This window comes from Methanoregula sp. (assembly GCA_041645435.1).
Taxonomy (GTDB): Archaea; Halobacteriota; Methanomicrobia; order Methanomicrobiales; family Methanospirillaceae; genus Methanoregula.
Genome location: JBAZQB010000005.1, coordinates 104,470 through 125,058 on the forward strand (window position 1 = coordinate 104,470; position 20,589 = coordinate 125,058).

The window sequence follows — 20,589 nt, forward strand, 5'->3', positions numbered from 1 at the left end:
TTCACACCTCACATTGCCACGATCAGGATCGCTACGAATCCGCAGAGTGCTGATGCAACAGCGGATGCAACGATTGCCCGTGGCCAGCGCTTGAACTTCGGGTCGTGGGGTCCTTCAATAGTTCCGGTGATGTTGTATGCGGTCAGCACTGCATTCACGAGGAACAGAGCGACTGCGAACATACCGGCAATGGCGACTGCAACGGGCATAACCTGTGCTGCGGTTGCACCCATCATCTTCGGGAACGTTGCCTCGTAGAGGCCGAGAAGTTCCAGGTAGATGAGTGTACCGCCGGCACCGCCAAGGATACCACCGATTACGCCGCCAACGAAGGAGACGAACGGAAGGCCGTGACCTTCAGTACCCTGGGATTTGTATTCTGCCTGTGAATCGCCGGTGATGGGGTCATGGAGGACTTTACCTGACGCGGCCGGGATACCCATGCCATAGACGTAGACAAAGTTCACCATCATACAGGTGATTGCCATCATCAGGCCGCCACCAATACCGCCGGTGACGACTGCAACGACCATACCCTGTTCTGCTGCCCATGCCCCGCCGAAGAGTCCGGCGAGACCTGCACCAGCGGCAAGCATGGCGACACCCGTCGCGATACCCGGTGCCTGTCCCATTGCTGCGGGAGCACCGCCGACTGGCACGAAGTGGGTGCCGAATCCGATCAGGACACCGCCGATGATGATACCGATCAGGGCCGTAAGACCGAGAGTTGGTGATACATACCAGCAGGCTCCGAGGATGATGATCAGGAGGACGACACCGACTGCCATTGCGGTCGGGTTCATTGCGCCGCCAGCTGTTGGTTTTGCTGCAACTGCGCTCATGCGTCTGCCTCCTTAGGTACGGTGTAGGGTCCGTAGTTCTTGCGTGCCCAGACCTCGATATACCGGTCGACGACCGTGAAGATGAGGATCATGAGGACACCGACTGCGATTGCACCCCAGCCTGCGTAGATTCTCTCGAAGAGAATGGTACGCCAGAGTTCGAGGAAAACAATCAGACCAAAACAGATACCGGATGCGGAACCCCCAATCTTGTGGGTGAAGAATCCGTTGTCAATCGAGTTGCGCTCGCCTGCTTCGGCGTAGCGGACAATGTTACCTGATGCAGAGATCGGCACACCGGCGCCGAATTTCTGGTTCTGGTACTGACGTTCCTTACCATAGTACGGGTTGCCCGTCGCAGATCCTGCTGCTCCGAGTGCAATACCCCAGATCAGTGCGAGCAGCGGCAGCGGGAACGGATGTCCCAGCGCACCATTGATCAACTGACAGATTGCAACGGTACAGAAAATTGCGATGAACGCATGTGCCATAGTGACCGTTGTCATGGACTTGATGATGTCCACGTAAACGGGCTGACCGAACTTGGCGAGACTTGCCGTCCTGCCAAGGTACGCAGTCGTTGCGTAGACGCCCTGTACGAAGACTGCGAGAACACAGCCGAGGACGATCGCAAGGATCGCGTTGATCTGCATAGCCATGAATGCCCATGCCAGGCCTGCACCGAGTGCACACCAGAGACCGTATGCCGGGGGTTCACCAGCGACCGCCTTGTTGAAGATGCGGTGCAGGAATCCCATCTGCGGTGCGAGCTGAACCTGTGAGTTCGGGTCACCTTGTGATCCGATGTTGGATTCAGTATCTTCCGCAGAACCGGCTACAGTGGCAAGAGCTCCTGTCAATGCAGTAATTCCAATGCCAAATACAATATGTTCCATTTAGCCTCCTCCCTGCGTGCGAATGCACGAGAGTATTCAAAATGCAATGCCACGCACATCGAGTTAAACTCTTTGTGGTTAGTGTAAATTTGGTGAGCGCTTCATTAAAAGGTTTCGAATTTGTTTCGGCGATAAAGGAGTATATTAAGCCCTTTTTAAAATCGGAGGCGTATGCGGGATTATTTAATCATGTGGATTTGTGTTAAAGAAAATTTAGTTGTGTTGTGGTAAACCGGGTTTGAGGGACCGGTGGTGTGGTTCATGGCTGCCGGTTTCGTAGCGGTTCGATAGATTTTCAAAAACCGCTGCTAAACTGAGGTGTGGGATCGGGATACCCCGGTTACCGGAATCCTCATTGGATGGATCTGCATGGCTTCCGGTCGACAATCTTTTTAAAAAATCCTTTGGGTATTCCATTTGGTTCATGGATGTAAACGGATCCTGTTGCCCCTCACAATACTCCGGGCAGCCCTGTCCGGAATTCCCGGTATCAAACCGATATGGTTATGGAATCCCATAACAGACGTTCATGCTCTGTATAGCGGATGGTATGTCGCATGGATCTCGTGTTCCTGTTTTTCCTCGCAGTCCTGCCAATCCTCGTCATATTTTCCGGACTTGTCTTCCTGCGTCAGTCCGGGACGCTGATGGGGATTGCCGGGTGGCTGCTGACGGTTGTTATTGCGATTCTTTTCTTCCAGACATCTCCCGCTGTCGCACTCTATGCATCCTGGAATGGCGTGCTCTCCTCGTTTGGCATATCGCTGATGGTGCTGTTGACCATCCTGCAGGTGACGATGATGGACGTAACGGGGGCTATCACCCGCATCACTGCGTATATCCGGTCGATTGCTGCCGAGCGCTACGAGCAGATCATGATCCTGAACGTGGGCTTCGGTTCGTTCCTCGTCTCCATTGGTGCAACACCGGTCACCATGCTCCCGCCCATCATGCTGGCTCTTGGTTTCTCTCCCGTAGCGGCAGTGGCCCTTCCCTGCCTTGGCTATGATCCCCTCACTTCGTTCTCGCTCCTTGCCGTCCCGATCACGCTGCCGGCAGCGGTGTTCAATCTCGATGCCAAGGCCCTTGGTATCAACATCGCGCTTTTCCTCCCGGTCATGTCGACCGGCATCGCCCTCGGCATGCTCTGGGTTGCTGACGGGATTGACGGGGTGAAAAAAGGGTTTCCTACGGCAGTTGCCGCAGGGCTCACGCTGGGGATATCCGCAATTGTATTTGTTAATGTCCTGCCCGTATCGGCTATCGGTCTCGTGGGGGTCTTCTCCGGTCTTGTCACGATTGCCGTGCTCTTTCTTCTTCGGGCCTGCCGGAGAAAGGTACCCTCAACCAGTCCGGCCTTGCCCGTGGAGGCTGTCCCGGCAACACCCGGCTCCGGTATGCCGCTCTGGAAAGCCGCGTTTCCCTGGCTCCTGCTCGTCTTCTTTGCGATTGTCATCAGCATCCCTCTCATCCAGGGCGGGCTGTATAATATCCTCGGGAGCGCACAGAAGGTCCCCGTGGTGGCAAACAAGTTCGTGGATTTAAAACTCCTCAACCAGGCCTATTTCTGGGTGCTGATCAGCACCATCCTGTCTGCCCCCCTGCTCATAAGGACGCGGGGCGAGGCGCGAACCATCCTCCGGGTCTGGCTGACCCGTGCCTGGAGCCCGACGCTCGCGGCGATGGTCTTCTTTGCCATTGCCTATGTCATGGACTGGTCTGGCCAGTCGGTGGTAAACAACACGCTGATGTTTGTTGAAGGGGCCGGCGCTTACAACATGAACGCGGTTATCGGCATCTCGCTTGCTCTCTTCTTCGGCGTGACGTTCCCGGTGATCAGCCCGACGCTGGGGTTGCTGGGGGCATTCATCTCCGGCAGCGAAGCGTCGTCGAACGTGATGTTTTACGGGATCCTGAAAACGTCGACCGATGTCCTCTCCCTTGATTTCCTGCAGGTCTATGCAGCCCATGCCGTTGCCGGCGGCGTTGCTTCCGGTATCGCGGTGGCCAAGATCATCAATGCCGCTGCCGTTATCGACAAGCTCGGTATAGAAGGCGAGGTCATAAGGAAGGTTGCACCGGTTGTCATCTGCCTGACGCTTGTCATCGGGCTGATGCTCGTCCTTATGCTGGTGTTCCGGTAAGGTTTGCCGGACGGATGCAATCGAAAAACAGGAATGATCCGGATCTTCGCGTCAAAGCGTCGACCGGATGGGAAGGGAGGTTAGCAGGGGACCAGCTCCCCTGCCGTTTACTGCTTTTTCTGTCCTGTGCTCTCCATGTGGTCGAGGACCCGGTCCCAGATCACGAGGAGTCCGGGGATGACCACGTAGGCGAGCAGTCCCGCCCCGAGGAAGGCCCCGGTGAGGATGAGTTCATTGTCCATCGCCCCTCACCCCGTTTAGTTCAGCGCCGTTACGCCGTCTGCCCAGGTCTCGACAACGGTGCGGATCCCATCATCTTCGTAGGATGAGAGGGTCACCTGCTGGCGGGAGAGCGTAACAAAGTACGTCTCTCCGCTGGGGTCGTGGCACTTCAGGGTCACCGAGAAGGTGTCCTTGTCCGTGTCATGGTAGACACTGCCTCCGTGAGCCGTGCTGTTTGCGGTATTGGCAAGCACAGCCGTTGCCCCGGCGGTGAAGCCGGCCATCGTGTTGTAGCTCTCCGAGCCGCTGCCGATCCGGTTTGCTGCCCCGTCCTGGTACACGAATTTTGCCGTGTACGCTTCCCGGCTCTTCTCGATTGGCTGGTGGTTCTGACCGGCCAGCATGTACGAGATGCACCCGAACGGGTTGGTGGTGATCACCGCCTGGACGATCGTGTTGAACGCCGTTATGTCAGCGATCGGCTCCGCAAGCCTGCGGGTTGCGCTCTTGATGTTTGTTTTCTGTGCGAAATCTCCCATAATCTATCACTCCTTGTTGTTTTTTCCTTGTCCTGGTTCCTCCCTGGCCGGGCCGTTGTGGCGAGCCGACCTCCGCGTTTCGCAATCAGGATCCTCCGGATCCTCTGGTGCGAGCAGACGAGGGCTCTGAGCGGTCCGTGCCATACTGGTCTCTGCCTGGATTTGGCGGGACCCACGGTGGGTCTCATCGTGTCCCGTGTGTGTTCGGACTTCTGTACTCTGGTGTCTTGCGGGGCGCCCGTTTGACATAACAACATCAGCATGTGGGGTATATCGGGTAATTTGGGGTGTATCGGTCCGGGGCTGTGACATGGCCGGTTACGGTATCCGGGCAATCCGGCGTGCAAAAACAGTGTACGGGGGATATTTTATGCCGAATCCGGCTGGCAGAATTCATGTTTTGGTAGTGGAGAAGGGTGCCGTATGGGAATTTTCACGACCGGAACAGGTTTGATGGCTGAGATCGCGCAGGTCTATGACTATTATATGTGTGCAAAGCGGGGCACACGCGAGGTTGATCTTGACTCCCTCACGACGGTTTACGAAAAAGATTGATGATTTTATCCGGGCAGACTGTGCCAAAAGATTTGACGCTCTTGGGGGTTCCGGCGCCCCGCCTTCACCCCCGCCGCGTGGGCATCCCCCCCTGGTGCGATAGCTCTGAACAAGGTTAAGGGAAAAACTTCGAAATGGGGGGGGGTCAAGGGGATGCTCCCCTTGGGCTGCTTCCCCCTCTGGGGGAGAGAGGGGGTCCCGCTCATTACCATAGGGAAAACATTGGGGAATTTGGATTTTGCTTTGGCAGGTTATTCCCGGTCTGACTCCATCAGGTCTTTTGCGAGCCAGACCCCGCCCGGGAAGACATCATAGAATCTCCACCGGCACTGGGGCGAGTAGACCCAGATCATCTTCCGGTGCCGGGACGGTGTTTCCAGCGAGCGGAGATGATCGACTTCCTTCCGGAATGATTCGCAGAGCACCGGGGCGTCCGGTACGGGTTTCCGCGAACGGATAATCTCGATGATCAGCGTATCGGTTTTTCCCAGTCCGATGAGATCGATGGGTATCGGTGACTTGCGGATCTGCGCCGGCAGGTAATGCCATGTCTCAAGCATCCTCGCAGCTTCGAAGATGAGCGCGTTACACCGGGTATATTCCGGTGGCCCGAAGGCCGGTTCACCCCCTGCGGCTTCATGGAAGATGATGGTTGTCTCACCCGCTACAACCTGGCCGGTTACCGGCTCGGCTGCACGGGGAATAATCCGGTTGCTGTACAAGAAACCGGATGGGTTTAGACCCGGTTCCGCCACATCTCCTTTTTCCGATTCGATCTCGGTCATGCTGGTTCAATCCTGTTTTTTTTCTGATGATTACCCTGCATCACAGGAATCCGACAGGCAATTCGTTTGAGCGCCGGGGCTCTTTAGATTCAATTCCAAAAACGCCGGTCCGGGAAGAGCCGGGGCTCTGGTTCTCCCATAGGTTGCCTTTCTGCGAATCGGCAGGTAACCTACAGGATGAAAACCACGATGGAGAACCCGGAACACCGGACAGACGTTTACTGACTATCTTTAAAGAAGGTGAAGAGCGAGAAGAGTGGGGCGTGGCCGCTCGTTAACCTGTACCGCTTCCCCATGTCCAGTACGTTTCCGTTTGCTGCTACAGGGACCGGCTTTGCATCGGATGCTGCTGAGGGGACGGACGTAAACCATTCGATCGCTGCTACGCACTTTTGTTTGAGTGCTGCATAGATCTGTTTCGCCAGGGTTCCCAGATGTCCGACGTATTTGCTGGTCATTGTATTGATCCAGATGTTAGCAAATTCGGGTTGAAAAGGTATTTGGTTGCTACGGGTTTTTTCGCAGTTATTCTGGCTTGTATGGGGGAATCGGGGGCTGAATTGTGGCGCGTTTGGGGGGTGGGGGGATTTTGGATCCGGGCGCGGCTACCGGTTTGAGAAAGAACGGTGATATGGGGCTGGATTTGGGAGAGGTGCGGGGAGGTGCGGCAAATTTGTGGAGATTGGGATTGCGATTGGGGATTTTTGGATTCGCTATCTATGTGTATAGTATAGGGACTAGGAGCTGGTAGGTTTTGCACTATACTAAGAGGGGGTCTTTTCACATCTATTTGGAAAAGATGATGGACATTTTTAATGTGTACGCATATTCACCTGAGTATATGCCAACCATGACCCGTGATGATGACCCTCTCTCTTATGAGGAGATTGAGGACATGAAGGCGAGCCTGGATGATATCAGGGCCGGACGGGTCAGGACTTTAAAAGCGGTCAGGGCCGAGTTCGGGATCTGATGTTGTACGAGATCTGGAAATTGGACGGCGTAAAATCCGGAAAATTTAACATCAATCGTTCAATTATTTATCTAAATTATGTTTTAAAATGGGGTTGAGGAAATCAAACCCCCTCACTAAATAAAGATTGGAAATTCTGACAACATTATCCTTCTCACCTTTATCGGAAAGAAGTGTCACAAAACGGATAACGTCTTCCTTTCGGTATTCGAAAAATCGACCCCCGCTTAACATCGAGAGAAAAATGTTACCTGTATATTTCGGACTTTTCTCTGTGTGTCGTATTAATTGTTCGATAAAATCGAAATTATGAATCTTTACAAACTTTGCAGAACGTATCAACCATCCACACGATTCTTCGTCAAGCTCATCGATAATTGAAATCCATCCATTTAATTCAGATAAAATTTTGTTATTTTCAGTATTTTCAAAATCTAAAGAAGTTTTTAAGATAATGACTCGCCAGAGATCAATCACTTTTCGTTTTTTCTCTGATGTAGAATCTTTGTTGAACCACTTCAAAAACCGGATAAGTTCCGTGATGTGATCCGAATTCCAAATATTTATCATTTGATTGATGAGACTGGCTTTATCATCTAAATTTTCGAGACCTTCCATGTATCCGATACAAATCTGCTGTACAAGATGTTCGGTGATATGAGGATCTTTAAATTCGGTATTCAATGCTTTTGAGTAATGCCCATTTGATTTAAGCAGATTGTATATTTTTACATATACCGTTCCAGAATAGGATAAGTATCCCGTGAATGCAGCTTTCCAATGGGTCTCATCCTCTTTTGGAAAAATTTTGTTAAAATTCTCTTTTACCCATCGTTTATCAAGATAACAGAGATTTGCTAAAAATTTTCCGAGTGTCACTGAAAATTCTACTGATTGTTCGATTTTCGGGTCTAATCGTTTAGTGAATTCTTCTTTTATTGGTTCACTCAGTCTTGCGTCCGAATCTTTGAGATAGTGACGTGCATAACAGAGGGAATAGTTAACCATCGCAGAATAGATCTTTCCTTTGGAGGAATTCAAAACAGAAGTCATAAGATCTCCCATTTCGAAAAGATTTTCGTTTGAACGTTGAACAAGAATTAATAAAATTTTTTCTGCCTGAGGTAAAAGCGTTAAATCAAATAGATGGTTATCCCGTCTCGTTCCTTCATCAATTAGATCTGCGATTTGAGAAATAATCCAATTCCTGTAATTTGACTCTCCCTCGTGGAAAACTTCATTCCAAAACAAATCGGACTCGATGATTGTGTTGATAAATCCAAAGATATTATCCCATTTGAAATCTTTATCAGCACGCCATGCATCCGTGATCCCAATTAATAATCCATATTGATATGGTCTTTTCAAATTTACAAAAATATCTAAATCCTCAGTAAAACGTTGTGGATTTTCAACGATAGACTCTTTAAAAACGTCACATAATGCTCGTGATGATACTCTGCCCCAATCAGGACCTTCCACTTTAAAATTATTGAGAAATTGAATAATATCAGCATTTGTTTTTTGCACGAAATTTTCTTTTGTAATTGGACTCACTGTTTTGGACAAATAACGTACATTAGTCCTTTTTTCAGGATGCTCAATCTCTCTTGGGTATATTTTATGATATTTCATATAAATTTTTTTTACATTAGGATCATCAGATTCTAAAATTGCTGAAAACCATTCTTTCTTGAGATGGGCAAGGTACATTTCTTTTTCTTTTGGATCTATGGAAAGTTTATCTTCATGATAGATTTTTGTTTCAATCCACTGTATTGTTTTATTAATCTCATCTTTGGAGAATTCTTTGCAGTGATTTTTCAAAAGTTCATATAATTCAAATCTAGCATGATATTCATCTAAGGGATTATCCGTTAAATCCCAGAATAAATCCTTAAGAACCGCATAATTGTGATCTATCGCACATATTCCGATCCTTCTGAAAATCGGATGTTTTTTTGTTAATAATTCTTTGATTGTCTCACGGATTTGAATAGGATTTAAAAACGAAAAACCTAACCAAACGAAATGAATTAATTGGGAATCATCACGATCCTCCCGGTTATTCTCATAAATGGAAGGAATCCATATCTCATGAAACTCGGATGAATCGACAGATATAACCTTCTCAATTTTTTGAAGGGCAATATCAACTGCTTTTAGACCGCAAATTCGGATAATATCTTCCGTATCTGTTTTCACTATTTCTTCAAGGTAGAAATGATCGATCAATGAGGAGTAATCCTCAATTCCCGGAGATTCATGTTTCTTAAATTCGAAAATAATATCAAGGATTTTTAAAATATGATGTTCTGCATTATTTTCTATCAGTTTGGGAATTAATATCTCTTTGATTTCCCCAGAAATTAATATTGGATCGTACTTTGACTCTAAACACTTTCTGATATAATCAAAATAATTGTCTCCAATCAAATCGAGAGGAAGCAAAAAGATAATTTTTACAATATAATGATCGATCCAATCATTTTCAATTCTTTGATTATTTTCATCTTTGTAATCAATTATTTTATTGATGATGGTGATGAGGTCATCTGTCACATTTTCTGTAGGATTCTGCGAATTTATTTTTGCTATGTTTTCGAGAACGCTCATCTGCGTCAAATATTCGCTAAAATTACGAGAGTTCATTGGATAAATTTTTGGAATAAAATACTCGTTATCCTTGAGAGTTCTTAACCACGGTATAGGATTGCCAGATTGTGACAATTGTCTTAAAAATTCGAGTTTAAATGAGTCTTCGGTTATCAGTTGAAGAATCCGGCTTTCTTCCTTTGGATCATAATTGATCGCGGCGTTCCTTAATTCGTCAAATGTATTATACAAATCTGAAGACGTTTGAGTTATCTCAGTTGTCCATTTTTGAATTATAGGAAATAATTGGAGATATCCCAATTCATCTTTATTAAACGCGAGAACTTGAACTCCCAATTGTTCAAAGTAGTATTTCTCAAATTCGAGAAGTGTTTCTTCCCAACTGTAATATGGACGAAGGATGAAGTTCTTCGGCTTTTCCGGAACTGATATTTCGACCTTTGTAACTAAAAAATCCAATACCTCATATTCATTAAAACCGTAACCGATGAATAAAATCACATTATCTGAGAAAATTTTTTTCAAAAATGTTCGAAAATCTTTATCATTAGAATAACGATCGAGATACTCTTTTACTGTGAGGATCAGCGTAGTCGGTTCAGAAATCCTACCATGAATATGATATAACTTTGTTCGGTCAATTTCATTGGAATTAAAACTACCCTGTCGACAAACAATTTGTGATTTGTTAAATTTTTTGTCAAAGTGTTTATCGATGTTCGTTGTGATAAACAATCCCCGAAGACCGTATAATTCATTATAGATATTGTATTCTAAAAGTTCCGACTCAGGTTCTAGAGATTTTTCGATTTCGTAATAAAATTCTTTTAGAGCTTCATTTTTTTCCAAAATATGTTTACATATCGTAATAATTTTCTTGGGATCTTTTATCTGGAGCAATGATTCCCGTTCTTTAAAATTTATACATTTTGAATCAATATTTCCTAATTTTGGTGTTTTAAAGCACTTTTCAACAAGATTTTCGGCAAGGTGCTCCCAATCCTTACAACCAATTATTGACGATGCTCCCGCTCCGAGAAAAATTACAAAATTTTGATTATTTATGGCTTCTTTGATCTCTAGAGGAAGTTCCGGAATAAATGGAATTTTTTCATTGGTCATGAATTTTTACTCACTAATTATTTTTTTAGTACATCACCCACTATCATATCGAGCCGGTCTTGGGGAAGGCAAAATAGGGTAATTAGTGCTGATTCACATTCATTCGCATGTTTGAGTGCGAGCTTCGCTTCATCGTCAAAGATAAACAAATCCCGAGCTGCAGCAAGATCGCCTTTTTCATATCCGTATTTTGCGACGGTATTGAACTGACCCCAGAAATTTAAAATAAACAACAATCTTGGCAAACGAAGATTGTATAGGTGGGACTCTTCAATTCTTTCAATTATTTTTTTATCTTTGATCTGGATTGCAATAGTCTCGAATTGTTTACTATCCGGTCTCCATTCGTGGCTGGTAGAGAATTCGATCGCTAATAAGGATAGAATGGTTTTAACCGATAATTCGATTGACTCTTGAGATGCCTGGACGGATTCAGAATATTCATATCGCTTTAAACATTCATCCGCGATTCGCAACTGTTTTTGTGCTTTATCTTTCCAACCGTCTAATTTTTTTCGAACATTCTTATCCATACTATGGCACTCCAATTATTTCACTTCAATGATGAAATACTTTAATTTTTATAGTATCGATAAATTTCATTAAGCTGCACTACAAGAAGAAGTTGCTTGCCGGCAAGCAGAGGCAATGGACGCGGCGATCAATGCGCTGGTGTTCGAGTTGTAAAGACTGACGGAAGAGGAGATTGCGATTGGTGTTTGCAAGTTTCTTTAAGATGACATAGACTATAGGAAATGTAATGGCCAAGATCCACGGGATTTCCGGCAGCACCCGTTACGTGCTGAAGGGAATTAAACCCATAAATGGGAAACAACTGGCGACTTTTGAAGAGATCAATCACTTCTATACTAATTACGATACGGTCCTTGCCGGAATTAATGAGCATGCCGGGAAGAGGCAGGACAAACTGGTAGCCGATCTCCATGCCAAGGAGTTACAGCTTGATCAGCAGATAAAGGACGGAATTGCTCAAAAGACAATCGAAGTCAACCAACGCATTCTTGAGATTAACAAGAAAATCGATGCAAGCCAGAACTTTTTCCTGAGAACTATTCACATCGCGCAATTCTGGGGGGCCAGTTATTTGAGTTCGTACAGAATTAATCGTCCCTTTTATGAGGATTTGAGTAAACTGGAACAAATCCGGTATCACCGGAAATATTCAATCGCCAATAGAGAGCAGATAATCCAGAACGAGCGCATGAACGTTATACATAACCACAAATTCCTGAAAGAAAATGAGACATTCCTTATCGGTGCAAGGGGCGAAGAGCAGGTGGTGAATGTCTTAACCGGGTTGCCCGATGAATACCATGTACTGAACGATATCAACCTTGTTTTCAACAAATACATTTACTGGCGGGAAAGAAAGGAGCACATTAAAACCTGCCAGATTGATCATCTTGTCGTAGGGCCGACGGGAATCTTCTTACTGGAAACCAAGAACTGGAAAATTTCGGATATCGGTACCAAATTTGATGATCTGAAACACCAGGTAAGAAGGGCCGGCTACGCACTCTGGTATTTCATGAAAGATGACTATTGGAGAAAAATGCCAAAAGTCCGTAGTGTGGTCGTCTCTATGCATGGTTCTCTGCCCGATCAGAGAATTGACAAATATATCGATGTGATCTCACCTCACCGGTTATGTGACTACATCGCTGACAGAGAACGGATACTTTCTGAAGATGCAATCCATAAACTAATTCGCATTATTCCCTGCCGCGAAACGAATTAATTAATGAGAATTTTTTTCCGTGCCTATTTTTTCTACACAACCTCAACCAGCCCCGCTTGTTAAAAATCCAAGAAAGGGGGGGAGGTACCCTGTCCAAAACCCGAGAGGGGGTATGCAGCCCACCCTACCCCCCCTCTTGCCAAATACAGGGTACCACCCCCCTTTGTTACACGTGCCCCGCCACTGTTTCCGGTGGAGTCACGACGCAGACCCCTTCCCCTCAGCCCGATCCCGCAAGGGGGGTACCCCCACTCAAAAGTCCGAGTAGGGGATACCTACCCCCCTGTCCAAAATATGAGTGGGGGTATACCCACCCCCTCTCCAAAAAGTGAGGGGGGGATCCCCTCCCCCCCTGTCTCGCGCAAGACAGGGTACCTCCCCCCCTCCGGGTGCAGGTACCGGGCCATGGCTTCGTGTGGAGTCACGCCGGAGAGGGGGTTTTCGTGAGGGGGGGTCATGAGGGTGGGATACCCCCTCTCTTCCGTACGAGTGGGGGGTACCCCCTCCCCCTCTCCAAAAAATGAGCGGGGGTATACAGCCTACCCTACCCCCCCTCTTGGTTAAGACAGGGTACCTCCCCCTCCCCCACTCGGAAAATGGAGAGGGGGTACCGCCCCTCCGGTCGTACGAATGGGGGGGTAACACAACCTCATCTCTTCTCCTACCGCACTTTTGCATCCCGCATACCGTGTGCCTATCCAGTATAAAGGGAAAATTTCCCCTATGGATATTCTGTTGTGCTGGCACCCGGATGAGGTCAATCCCGCAAGAGCAAAGGACCCGAATGTCGGATTCGTCCCCTGCCGGGGTACGGATTGTCCGAATTGGAATAAGTATGGCTGGGATTGCTGTAACTTAACGAGGGTTAAGAAACGATCCTGATCGTTCAGATCATTGTACAGAATTTCCCGCACTTCTACGATCCGGTCCTACACAAGGGACATGACATACGAGCAACTGCTCGATGACATCCCCATGGAATACTATTATAATAGCATATTGCTATCTTGTACATGCCAATCGTGTGACATGCAACACACTTGTCATACATCAGGGGGATGCACATGGCAGAACCATTCAATACAACCATCATACTAAAAAAAGAGGATGCCGTTCGTTTCCGTGAGTACGATCACAATCCGTGGAACCACGAAAATGACCGGAGCAGGGCAGCTGCAAAGCGTGCCCAGGAACTAGCGAAGGCTCTTCAATTCTAAACTATGAAGATCAATCCTGCCGAGATTGATTTATTTCTTTTATCTGCATCTGTCAGGTGCATCCCCCCGGGAGATACTGACATTGCCCGGCACGGGATTACCGTAACCGCAAAAACCCTCATTCCCGATGACCCGTAAACCCCGTCATACATCAGCGAACAGGGACCGGTCCACCCATCCGACCGGGGCGACCATCCCGGCGACCAGCAGTCCTGGTGAATCAGCGGTTTTTGAGTACTATCTCAAATCATAAATATCATTTAGCTTACATCACAGTCCATGGCAAACATTGCGTATTTTGAAATTCCGGCTGACAACGTCGACCGCGCAAAGCACTTCTACCACACCCTGCTCGGATGGAAGATCGAACCAACAAAAGCCCCCCTGGATCCAGCGAAGGCAGCAGCAACGCAGTACCAGGACATCACTACCGGGGCAGCACAGGAAGGCACCATGAACATGGGCGGGATGTACAAGCGACAGATGACCGAGACCATCAAAAATTACGTGGTGGTCGAAGATATCGACAAGGTACTCGCGAAGGTGGGGAAGCTCGGTGGCAAAATCGTGATGCCGAAGGAGGACATAAAAGGTGTCGGAGAGGTCGCCATCATCCAGGATACCGAAGGAAACGGCATCGGTCTCTGGAAGCCGGGGATGAAGTAGGGCGATATCCGGGCAAAACCAGGACCCGCGCCGGTCCCGCGGAAACCTGTACTTTTTTCAGGAGGGAGATAGACCCCCGGTCAGTAAGTACTTTCCGGAAATTCACGGTTTTAAGCCCCCACAACAACCCGGTTCACAACCAGCAGTGCCCCGAGCCAGATCCCGTATGCCCCGCCGATACTGGGGATGAGGCCGAACCGGTTCATCAGGAACCAGAGCGCCAGCACGAACAGGAAGGTGGGGATCATGAACCAGAACATCGAGATGATCAGCTGGCGGGTCGTCTCGCGGCCGCTCTCGGAATACGCGAACAGGAAGGTAATCGTCGTGATGATCGGCGCTGCTGCAAGGATACCGCCATACCGGGGATCCACCTGGTCGGCAAGATAGGTCACCCCGACAAGGACACTGCCCCCGACTATGAACTTCAGGAAGGTGTAGAGATAATCCATTGTTGGATCATTTCCGCATGGAAGATTAAAAACCCGGTCTTCCGGTAACCTGATGCAGGTGTCCGGGCACAAGGGTTCACCATAGGTACCTGTGGAGGTACCGGAATCAATTTCCCAAGCTTTAAAACATCCCGTGCCCGGAAATATACTATGGAACGGATCACCGCCGTGGCAAAGGGACGGGTCCAGGGAGTGGGGTACCGGCATTTTGTTTCGAATTGTGCGCAGGCGACCGGTGTGCACGGGTACGTCAGGAACCTTCCTGACGGCACCGTGGAGATGGTGGCCGAGAGTTCTCCTGCCTCCCTTGCCGATTTTGTCCGCCTGGCCCATGCCCGGGGCGACCCGGTGATACATGTCGAGGATATCGCGGTCACGAACAGTCCCGCCACCGAAGAATTCCACTATTTCCGGGTTCAATGGTGACCTGAGTTTTGTGAAGGCTGTGCACCTGTCAGAACGCAGCAGGCATATCACCCCGGCAGGGAAAACGCTCATATTCTCCCCTGCGGAATTACCTCTCGTGGTGATCGCATGAAAACAGGATTTGGCTGGATCGAGACCGGGGGCACCCGGTACGAGCACGACATCGTGATCCATACCGATGGCACGGTCTCAAAGCGCAGGAAGAAACTCTCGAAACCCCATAAGGGGGAATACGGGCACACGCCGCTATCGGCCGAAGAACTTGCATTCCTGAAAGACGAACGCCCCACGGTCGTCTATATCGGCACCGGCCAGTACGGCGACCTGCCGCTGACCCCGGACGCCCTTGCCCTGCTCGAAGCGTACGCGCCCATTGTGAAACCGACTCCCGATCTCCTCCCGCTGATCGAACAGGAAGACCGGAAGTATACCGCCGTGCTGCACGTGACCTGCTGAGCGTTTCCGGTATCGTTTCGGGCAACCACGAACACTCAACATCTCAACAAAAAAGCCTGCAGGGGTGGAGGTATCCTCCTCCCCCTTGGTTTGGATCGGGCGATGCTGCGTATCAGCAACCATCAGGGTTTCGTGCATCCCCGGGAGCACGAATCTGCGTCTCCCCCGTATCATTTCTCCTTAAGCCAGATTGAGGCGGACTTCTGGTAATCGACACCGGGGCGATGGGACATCCGATATGGTTGGTTTATTTATCAAACGATTTTTTATGGTTCTCTCATAAATCAGGACATATTCCCTTTTCCTGTTGCTTTATCCGCTCTCTCCTTCTCAGGGACAGCCACACGATTGCCAGCATGACGGGGATCTCGATGAGGGGTCCGACAACCGTGGAGACTGCAACCATTGGCATCGTTGCAAATGCTGTCAGTGCAATTGCAATTGCCAGCTCAAAGTTCCTGCCGGTACAATGGAATCCCATGGTAGCGGAATCTTCGTAGTTGTATCCCATGCGCCTGGTTGTATAATAGACGACATGGAACAACAGGAAGAAGAACAGGACCACCGGGATCGCCATCTGCCAGATGAGGTTCGGGTTGTCGATGATGACCCCGCCTTTCAGCGAGAACATGACAATCATTGTGAACAGCAGCGCAAGGAGTTGCAGGGCGTTGAAGCGCGGAATCAGTTGGGTGTTTAACCATTCCACACCCTTCCGTCTGATCACTTCCCTGCGGGTGAGAACACCGAACAGCAGGGGCAGACCGAGATAGAGAAGGACACTCTGTACGATCATGCCGATATCGATCGCGATATAGGTGCCGACGAGAAGGGCAATGTAGAGTGGAGTCGTGAGCACTTGGATAATTGAGTTCCATGCCATGAGCACGATCCCCAGCGGGCCGTTCCCTTTGGCAAGGTCGGTCCACACAAGCACCATCGCGATGCACGGCGCAACACCCAGGAGGATGAGCCCTGTCCACAGGTAACTGGCGGCTTCAGGAGTGATCCAACCCAGACCGAGCAGGATCTTCTCAAAGAAGATGTATCCTATGATGTAGAGCAGGAAGGGATTCACCAGATAATTGAAAAAAATGATGATGCCAACCTGTTTCTTGCTCTTGAGGGCATCTTTGAGTTCTCCCAGTTCGATCTTCGTCATCGCCGGATAGATCATTAAAAATAACCCAATCGGGATACCAATCGCAAGATTCTGGCTGAATTCCGGTAAGTACTTCCCGAGAGCCAGCCCGATCACAATGCAGAGAAATATCCACAGGGCCAGCAGTTTCTCAACCCAGCCCAGTCCAGCAGAACCATCTGTCATTTCAATCCATCCCTTTTTTTTTAAATTTCAGGAAGTTATCTGAGGTTGTTCCATCATCGTCATCGTTTTCATCATAGTATTTTTTCAAGGATTCCGGTAGAATCCCGTACAAGTGCCGGGCATTTCGTCCAGAACAGGCCACTGTCCCTGGCCGCAGAGAACGCTTTCGGATCACTCAGATCATAGCCGAGCAGTTCCGTGCAGTTGATCGAGCCGTTCTTTTCGATAAACTCATGGATAAATTGCCGGACCAGTGCCCGCGTCTTCTCGGTTGCGGCATCATCGCCCTCCAGAGTCTTGCCATATTTAAGGCCAATGACCATGATCGCCCCGGATACGGCACCACAGATATTGCCGGTCCTTGAGATTCCGGCACCAAAACCGCAGGCAATCTTTTTTGCAGTATCCCCGTCCAGCCCCAGTTCGTCAGAGAAAGCGGAGAACACTGCTGAGGAGCACGTGAACCCGCTCTTAAAACTGGTCAGCGCATCATTGGATTTTGTCACGACATATCTCCGGTTATTATTAGGTTATCCCAGTATTGCATTAAACAAATACCCCGTCAGCGTGAACGAGACGAACAGGATGCCGGCAAAAACCAGGAGCAGTTTGATCTTTATCACTTTCCGCAGGATGATCATCTCGGGAAGCGAGAGCCCGATAACAGCCATCATGAACGCAAGGGCGGTACCCATAGCCATGCCTTTTGCGGTGAGCACCTCCATGATCGGGATCATTCCTGCTGCATTCGAGTAAAGCGGAATGCCGATCAGCACTGCTATGGGAACCGCGAGCGGATTATCCGGTCCTGCGATATTGACGAGGAAATCTGCCGGGGCGTACCCGTGGATGACCGCCCCGATGGCAATCCCGATGAGGATGTAAGGCAGCACCTTTAACGTGATATCCCGGGATTCGTTTCTGGCAAAGATGAGCCGTTCCCTCCCGGTCATCTCCTTTTCTGCCTGCTCGTGCAATTTGCACTTGTAGACAAATTCCTCGACCTCGCCTTCAAGGTGGAGGCGCCCGATGATGATGCCGGCTACGATCGCGATGATGAGACCGGAGACGATATAGATAAGCGCAATCTGCCAGCCGAACATGGCAAGGAGCATGGCAGCAGCGACCTCGTTGATCAGCGGGGAGGCAATGAGGAACGAGAACGTGATGCCGAGCGGTACGCCGGACTCCACAAAGCCGATGAAGAGCGGCACCGCCGAGCAGGAGCAGAACGGCGTGGGGATGCCGAGAAGGGCGGCAATCACGTTACCCACCCCTTCGGTGCGTCCCGCTACCCATTTCTTCACTTTTTGCGGGGTGATATACGTGCGGACAATGCCGACCGCAAAGACGATCACAGCAAGAAGGAGCGTTACCTTGATCGAATCGTAGACAAAGAAGTTCACCGATGATGCGAGGGGAGAGCCTTGCACAAGTCCGAGGATCGTGTATGTCACCCAATCGGCGAATAGTTGTAAATAATCCTGCATGGTGTTATCCTCCGGTTATTTTCTGATCAACAGCCGCAACAACTCTCTCGATCTCATCGTACTGCACCTCGCCCATCCCCTTCTTCTCGATGCCGAGTTCGGTCGCGATGATGTGATGATGGGGCGCGAGGTGGGAGGCTGAAAGTTTCTTCGTCGCACAGCAATCCGTGCAGCCGTCGATCACGATTACCTGTTCCGCGTCCCCGATCTCCGCTTCCAGCGTCGCAGCAGACTGCTTGGCATGCATCCACACGTACTGCCCCGGCTTTCGCTGAAGCAGGAGGTGGGCTGCCTGTGTTGTAAGTCTCCCGGTATTCGATATGCCGGAACAGGTTACGAGTGCGTAGGTCACTTATTTTCCCCCCGTCATCAACTCTGCGGCATCTTTACGGAAGTAGAGCAGGCAGTGGCAGTGCCCGTCTTTCGCGATCTCATCCCGGTGGTAGATGCACGGGCAGATGATCGCCCGGTCCTTCTCCACATCCCTGGACCGGAGCCGGCACGGGCAGTACCGCTCGCCGAACTTCCGCTCGTTGCGTGCGAGCCCCCGGATTATCGTATCGAGTACTTTTTTGTCCGGGTTCAGCACCCAGCCATTCTCTTTTGCGTACTCTTCAGCCCACGCACGGATCTCTGCTTCGTCAGCCGTAGTTCTCGCCCCTTACTACCTCAGCAGGTCCCGCCGCACCCGCAACCGCACCCACTGTCTTTCCCGCCGGCCTTCTTGTCCGGGGTTGCAGTCTTTTTCGTCCGGCCTTCACCCTTCCAGCACGCAGCAGCGATCTTCTCGATATCGTCGTTCGTGTAGGATTTCGATGGTCCTTTGGTGATGCCGAGTTCGGTCACGACAAGGTGCTGTCCTGCTGCAACTCCCTGTGCACCGGCAATCTTCTTTGCGCACAGCATCGGGCAGCCATCGAGGATGACGACTTCATCGGCATTCATCGCGTTGGCGACAAGGCTTTCCGCACCGATCGCGAGCAGTGAAGCGCAGGCGATGCTCCCGTACCCTTCCTCCGTCAGCTGGAGAGCCGCGAGGTTGGTCAGTTGTCCGACATTTGCCTGCCCGGCACAGGGAAAGATGATCCTTTTTGGTTCGTTTGCTCCGCATGAACATGTGGATTTTTCTGTCATTATTTTCACTCCGTTAATATTTTCTTGATCTCATTCACATCAGGCACCCGGCCTTCCGCCCGCACTTCACCGTTAATGGAGAGTGCCGGCGGGAGCATGACACCACGCCCGACAATTTCGACAAGGTCGTCCACTTTGACGATCTCTGCCGTGATCTTCAGCTCCTTTACTGCCTGTTCGGCATTGGCAAAGAGACGCCTGCACTTTGCACAGCCGGTTCCGAGAATTTCAATTTTTGTCATGAGGTCACACCAGGATGGACATGTTTTGCTTCATGTTTTCACCGGCGCTTTCCTGTATTCTTCGAGGAGCGCACGGGCATATTCCTCCTCGACATTCCGGGGAATGTAATTGTACACCTTTATTCGTTTGAGGAGTGCAGCCCGGATCTCCGGTTCGTTTTTCAGGTTCTGCGTTGTTACTTCTGCAATGCATTCATCGAGCATACAGATCCCGGTCGGAATCCCGTTGATCGGGATTTGCCGGATCCGCCGGAGTGCATCGGCAGCACAGCAGGGTTTGTTGTCGTATTCCATAGAGCACCTCACACGAGCGGGGGCGAGAATGTCGCCAGCAGGAGCAACCCTTTGTCTCCGGCCTCGACGCGGTGCACCTGATCAGAGGGCATGATCCCGACAACACCGGGGATGTAGGGAATCTTTGTTCCGGCAAGCGTGCAGGCCCCGGCACCTCTCAGCACATCATGGATCTCAACCTGACCGGCATGCGTGTGATCACCAATGGCACAGCCGGGATCAATTCGTACGTGATGCAGGCTCATACGCCCCCCGGTATCTTTTCCTGTCACCAGGTGCCGGAGAAAGACCCCGGCAAACTTCGGGTGCGGATTCCACGGCAGGGATTCCAGCGTGACTGTCTGTCCGGGCACGACTACCGTGGCGTGCCGGTCTGATAATTGGTTTGGTTCCAAAAGGCTCACTTCATTTCAAATTTTGTTGAATCAATGT

General features: G+C 49.8%; 26 protein-coding genes. 8 read left to right on the forward strand and 18 right to left on the reverse strand.

From position 1 onward, the window contains the following. Positions 1 to 8 precede the first annotated feature (8 nt). Together mtrD and mtrE are read right to left on the reverse strand one after the other, a co-directional pair. Positions 9 to 842 carry a tetrahydromethanopterin S-methyltransferase subunit D gene (mtrD, locus tag WC593_11465; protein ID MFA4825757.1) on the reverse strand — a complete coding sequence of 278 codons (834 nt, stop codon included), beginning with the start codon at positions 840 to 842 and terminating at the stop codon, positions 9 to 11. Continuing rightward, complete coding sequence (mtrE, locus tag WC593_11470) at positions 839 to 1,738, reverse strand: tetrahydromethanopterin S-methyltransferase subunit E (GenBank protein MFA4825758.1); 900 nt, start codon at positions 1,736 to 1,738, stop codon at positions 839 to 841. Before mtrE ends, mtrD begins: the two co-directional genes overlap by 4 nt. 545 nt (positions 1,739 to 2,283) lie before the next feature. On the opposite strand from mtrE, the gene WC593_11475 reads away from it, so the two are divergent. Beyond that, entirely contained in the window at positions 2,284 to 3,882 is a 1,599-nt protein-coding gene (locus tag WC593_11475) for an L-lactate permease (GenBank protein MFA4825759.1), read from the forward strand. A 107-nt stretch (positions 3,883 to 3,989) separates the two neighbouring features. On the opposite strand, the gene WC593_11480 is transcribed toward WC593_11475, so the two are convergent. The 4 genes from WC593_11480 to WC593_11495 form a co-directional block, all read right to left on the reverse strand. Continuing rightward, complete coding sequence (locus tag WC593_11480) at positions 3,990 to 4,124, reverse strand: hypothetical protein (GenBank protein MFA4825760.1); 135 nt, start codon at positions 4,122 to 4,124, stop codon at positions 3,990 to 3,992. A 15-nt stretch (positions 4,125 to 4,139) separates the two neighbouring features. Next, positions 4,140 to 4,643 (reverse strand): hypothetical protein, encoded by a 504-nt coding sequence (locus tag WC593_11485; protein MFA4825761.1) that lies wholly within the window; start codon positions 4,641 to 4,643, stop codon positions 4,140 to 4,142. Between the two features lie 806 nt (positions 4,644 to 5,449). After that, positions 5,450 to 5,983, reverse strand: a complete 534-nt coding sequence (locus WC593_11490) for a hypothetical protein (GenBank protein ID MFA4825762.1) — start codon at positions 5,981 to 5,983, stop codon at positions 5,450 to 5,452. 218 nt (positions 5,984 to 6,201) lie between these two features. Continuing rightward, entirely contained in the window at positions 6,202 to 6,441 is a 240-nt protein-coding gene (locus tag WC593_11495) for a hypothetical protein (GenBank protein MFA4825763.1), read from the reverse strand. 383 nt (positions 6,442 to 6,824) lie between these two features. On the opposite strand from WC593_11495, the gene WC593_11500 reads away from it, so the two are divergent. Continuing rightward, complete coding sequence (locus WC593_11500; protein MFA4825764.1) at positions 6,825 to 6,956, forward strand: hypothetical protein; 132 nt, start codon at positions 6,825 to 6,827, stop codon at positions 6,954 to 6,956. A gap of 63 nt (positions 6,957 to 7,019) precedes the next feature. Here the strand turns inward: WC593_11500 and WC593_11505 are convergent, their stop codons facing one another. Both WC593_11505 and WC593_11510 read right to left on the reverse strand, forming a co-directional pair. After that, a complete protein-coding gene (locus tag WC593_11505) occupies positions 7,020 to 10,694 on the reverse strand; it encodes an SIR2 family protein (protein ID MFA4825765.1) in 3,675 nt (1,224 codons plus the stop codon). Between the two features lie 17 nt (positions 10,695 to 10,711). Further along, entirely contained in the window at positions 10,712 to 11,227 is a 516-nt protein-coding gene (locus tag WC593_11510; GenBank protein MFA4825766.1) for a HEPN domain-containing protein, read from the reverse strand. Between the two features lie 227 nt (positions 11,228 to 11,454). On the opposite strand from WC593_11510, the gene WC593_11515 reads away from it, so the two are divergent. From WC593_11515 to WC593_11530, 4 genes are all read left to right on the forward strand, one after another. Then, the gene (locus WC593_11515) at positions 11,455 to 12,453 is read left to right on the forward strand and encodes a nuclease-related domain-containing protein (protein MFA4825767.1); all 999 of its coding nucleotides are present in this window, start codon (positions 11,455 to 11,457) and stop codon (positions 12,451 to 12,453) included. 1,064 nt (positions 12,454 to 13,517) lie between these two features. Continuing rightward, entirely contained in the window at positions 13,518 to 13,670 is a 153-nt protein-coding gene (locus WC593_11520) for a hypothetical protein (GenBank protein ID MFA4825768.1), read from the forward strand. A gap of 3 nt (positions 13,671 to 13,673) precedes the next feature. After that, the gene (locus WC593_11525; protein MFA4825769.1) at positions 13,674 to 13,808 is read left to right on the forward strand and encodes a hypothetical protein; all 135 of its coding nucleotides are present in this window, start codon (positions 13,674 to 13,676) and stop codon (positions 13,806 to 13,808) included. 141 nt (positions 13,809 to 13,949) lie between these two features. Then, on the forward strand, positions 13,950 to 14,336 hold the full coding sequence (locus WC593_11530) for a VOC family protein (GenBank protein MFA4825770.1): 387 nt from the start codon (positions 13,950 to 13,952) through the stop codon (positions 14,334 to 14,336). 110 nt (positions 14,337 to 14,446) lie between these two features. On the opposite strand, the gene WC593_11535 is transcribed toward WC593_11530, so the two are convergent. After that, the gene (locus tag WC593_11535) at positions 14,447 to 14,788 is read right to left on the reverse strand and encodes a GlpM family protein (protein MFA4825771.1); all 342 of its coding nucleotides are present in this window, start codon (positions 14,786 to 14,788) and stop codon (positions 14,447 to 14,449) included. Between the two features lie 150 nt (positions 14,789 to 14,938). Between WC593_11535 and WC593_11540 the strand changes: the two genes are divergently transcribed. After that, on the forward strand, positions 14,939 to 15,214 hold the full coding sequence (locus tag WC593_11540) for an acylphosphatase (GenBank protein ID MFA4825772.1): 276 nt from the start codon (positions 14,939 to 14,941) through the stop codon (positions 15,212 to 15,214). Between the two features lie 108 nt (positions 15,215 to 15,322). After that, positions 15,323 to 15,670 (forward strand): hypothetical protein, encoded by a 348-nt coding sequence (locus tag WC593_11545; protein MFA4825773.1) that lies wholly within the window; start codon positions 15,323 to 15,325, stop codon positions 15,668 to 15,670. A gap of 277 nt (positions 15,671 to 15,947) precedes the next feature. Here the strand turns inward: WC593_11545 and WC593_11550 are convergent, their stop codons facing one another. The 9 genes from WC593_11550 to WC593_11590 all read right to left on the reverse strand — a co-directional run bounded on the left by WC593_11550 (position 15,948) and on the right by WC593_11590 (position 20,552). Next, positions 15,948 to 16,997: an arsenic resistance protein gene (locus tag WC593_11550; GenBank protein ID MFA4825774.1), complete on the reverse strand. Its 1,050-nt coding sequence runs from the start codon at positions 16,995 to 16,997 to the stop codon at positions 15,948 to 15,950. A 71-nt stretch (positions 16,998 to 17,068) separates the two neighbouring features. Beyond that, the gene (locus WC593_11555) at positions 17,069 to 17,503 is read right to left on the reverse strand and encodes a C-GCAxxG-C-C family protein (protein ID MFA4825775.1); all 435 of its coding nucleotides are present in this window, start codon (positions 17,501 to 17,503) and stop codon (positions 17,069 to 17,071) included. A 24-nt stretch (positions 17,504 to 17,527) separates the two neighbouring features. Further along, positions 17,528 to 18,487 carry a permease gene (locus WC593_11560; protein MFA4825776.1) on the reverse strand — a complete coding sequence of 320 codons (960 nt, stop codon included), beginning with the start codon at positions 18,485 to 18,487 and terminating at the stop codon, positions 17,528 to 17,530. 4 nt (positions 18,488 to 18,491) lie between these two features. Next, on the reverse strand, positions 18,492 to 18,839 hold the full coding sequence (locus tag WC593_11565; GenBank protein MFA4825777.1) for a putative zinc-binding protein: 348 nt from the start codon (positions 18,837 to 18,839) through the stop codon (positions 18,492 to 18,494). Then, positions 18,840 to 19,118: a ferredoxin-thioredoxin reductase catalytic domain-containing protein gene (locus WC593_11570; GenBank protein MFA4825778.1), complete on the reverse strand. Its 279-nt coding sequence runs from the start codon at positions 19,116 to 19,118 to the stop codon at positions 18,840 to 18,842. It lies immediately after the preceding gene. Between the two features lie 38 nt (positions 19,119 to 19,156). Further along, positions 19,157 to 19,621: a putative zinc-binding protein gene (locus tag WC593_11575; GenBank protein MFA4825779.1), complete on the reverse strand. Its 465-nt coding sequence runs from the start codon at positions 19,619 to 19,621 to the stop codon at positions 19,157 to 19,159. Between the two features lie 5 nt (positions 19,622 to 19,626). Further along, positions 19,627 to 19,863 (reverse strand): thioredoxin family protein, encoded by a 237-nt coding sequence (locus WC593_11580; protein ID MFA4825780.1) that lies wholly within the window; start codon positions 19,861 to 19,863, stop codon positions 19,627 to 19,629. 30 nt (positions 19,864 to 19,893) lie between these two features. After that, positions 19,894 to 20,157, reverse strand: a complete 264-nt coding sequence (locus WC593_11585; protein MFA4825781.1) for a hypothetical protein — start codon at positions 20,155 to 20,157, stop codon at positions 19,894 to 19,896. 8 nt (positions 20,158 to 20,165) lie between these two features. After that, a complete protein-coding gene (locus WC593_11590; GenBank protein ID MFA4825782.1) occupies positions 20,166 to 20,552 on the reverse strand; it encodes a cupin domain-containing protein in 387 nt (128 codons plus the stop codon). Between the last annotated feature and the right edge of the window lie 37 nt (positions 20,553 to 20,589).

What these genes read in the sequence shown, in the direction of transcription:
- mtrD (MFA4825757.1), bottom strand. Translation starts at nt 842, where the DNA reads ATGAGCGCAGTTGCAGCAAAACCAACAGCTGGCGGCGCAATGAACCCG.
- mtrE (MFA4825758.1), bottom strand. Translation starts at nt 1,738, where the DNA reads ATGGAACATATTGTATTTGGCATTGGAATTACTGCATTGACAGGAGCT.
- WC593_11475 (MFA4825759.1), top strand. Translation starts at nt 2,284, where the DNA reads ATGGTATGTCGCATGGATCTCGTGTTCCTGTTTTTCCTCGCAGTCCTG.
- WC593_11480 (MFA4825760.1), bottom strand. Translation starts at nt 4,124, where the DNA reads ATGGACAATGAACTCATCCTCACCGGGGCCTTCCTCGGGGCGGGACTG.
- WC593_11485 (MFA4825761.1), bottom strand. Translation starts at nt 4,643, where the DNA reads ATGGGAGATTTCGCACAGAAAACAAACATCAAGAGCGCAACCCGCAGG.
- WC593_11490 (MFA4825762.1), bottom strand. Translation starts at nt 5,983, where the DNA reads ATGACCGAGATCGAATCGGAAAAAGGAGATGTGGCGGAACCGGGTCTA.
- WC593_11495 (MFA4825763.1), bottom strand. Translation starts at nt 6,441, where the DNA reads ATGACCAGCAAATACGTCGGACATCTGGGAACCCTGGCGAAACAGATC.
- WC593_11500 (MFA4825764.1), top strand. Translation starts at nt 6,825, where the DNA reads ATGCCAACCATGACCCGTGATGATGACCCTCTCTCTTATGAGGAGATT.
- WC593_11505 (MFA4825765.1), bottom strand. Translation starts at nt 10,694, where the DNA reads ATGACCAATGAAAAAATTCCATTTATTCCGGAACTTCCTCTAGAGATC.
- WC593_11510 (MFA4825766.1), bottom strand. Translation starts at nt 11,227, where the DNA reads ATGGATAAGAATGTTCGAAAAAAATTAGACGGTTGGAAAGATAAAGCA.
- WC593_11515 (MFA4825767.1), top strand. Translation starts at nt 11,455, where the DNA reads ATGGCCAAGATCCACGGGATTTCCGGCAGCACCCGTTACGTGCTGAAG.
- WC593_11520 (MFA4825768.1), top strand. Translation starts at nt 13,518, where the DNA reads ATGGCAGAACCATTCAATACAACCATCATACTAAAAAAAGAGGATGCC.
- WC593_11525 (MFA4825769.1), top strand. Translation starts at nt 13,674, where the DNA reads ATGAAGATCAATCCTGCCGAGATTGATTTATTTCTTTTATCTGCATCT.
- WC593_11530 (MFA4825770.1), top strand. Translation starts at nt 13,950, where the DNA reads ATGGCAAACATTGCGTATTTTGAAATTCCGGCTGACAACGTCGACCGC.
- WC593_11535 (MFA4825771.1), bottom strand. Translation starts at nt 14,788, where the DNA reads ATGGATTATCTCTACACCTTCCTGAAGTTCATAGTCGGGGGCAGTGTC.
- WC593_11540 (MFA4825772.1), top strand. Translation starts at nt 14,939, where the DNA reads ATGGAACGGATCACCGCCGTGGCAAAGGGACGGGTCCAGGGAGTGGGG.
- WC593_11545 (MFA4825773.1), top strand. Translation starts at nt 15,323, where the DNA reads ATGAAAACAGGATTTGGCTGGATCGAGACCGGGGGCACCCGGTACGAG.
- WC593_11550 (MFA4825774.1), bottom strand. Translation starts at nt 16,997, where the DNA reads ATGACAGATGGTTCTGCTGGACTGGGCTGGGTTGAGAAACTGCTGGCC.
- WC593_11560 (MFA4825776.1), bottom strand. Translation starts at nt 18,487, where the DNA reads ATGCAGGATTATTTACAACTATTCGCCGATTGGGTGACATACACGATC.
- WC593_11575 (MFA4825779.1), bottom strand. Translation starts at nt 19,621, where the DNA reads ATGACAGAAAAATCCACATGTTCATGCGGAGCAAACGAACCAAAAAGG.
- WC593_11580 (MFA4825780.1), bottom strand. Translation starts at nt 19,863, where the DNA reads ATGACAAAAATTGAAATTCTCGGAACCGGCTGTGCAAAGTGCAGGCGT.
- WC593_11585 (MFA4825781.1), bottom strand. Translation starts at nt 20,157, where the DNA reads ATGGAATACGACAACAAACCCTGCTGTGCTGCCGATGCACTCCGGCGG.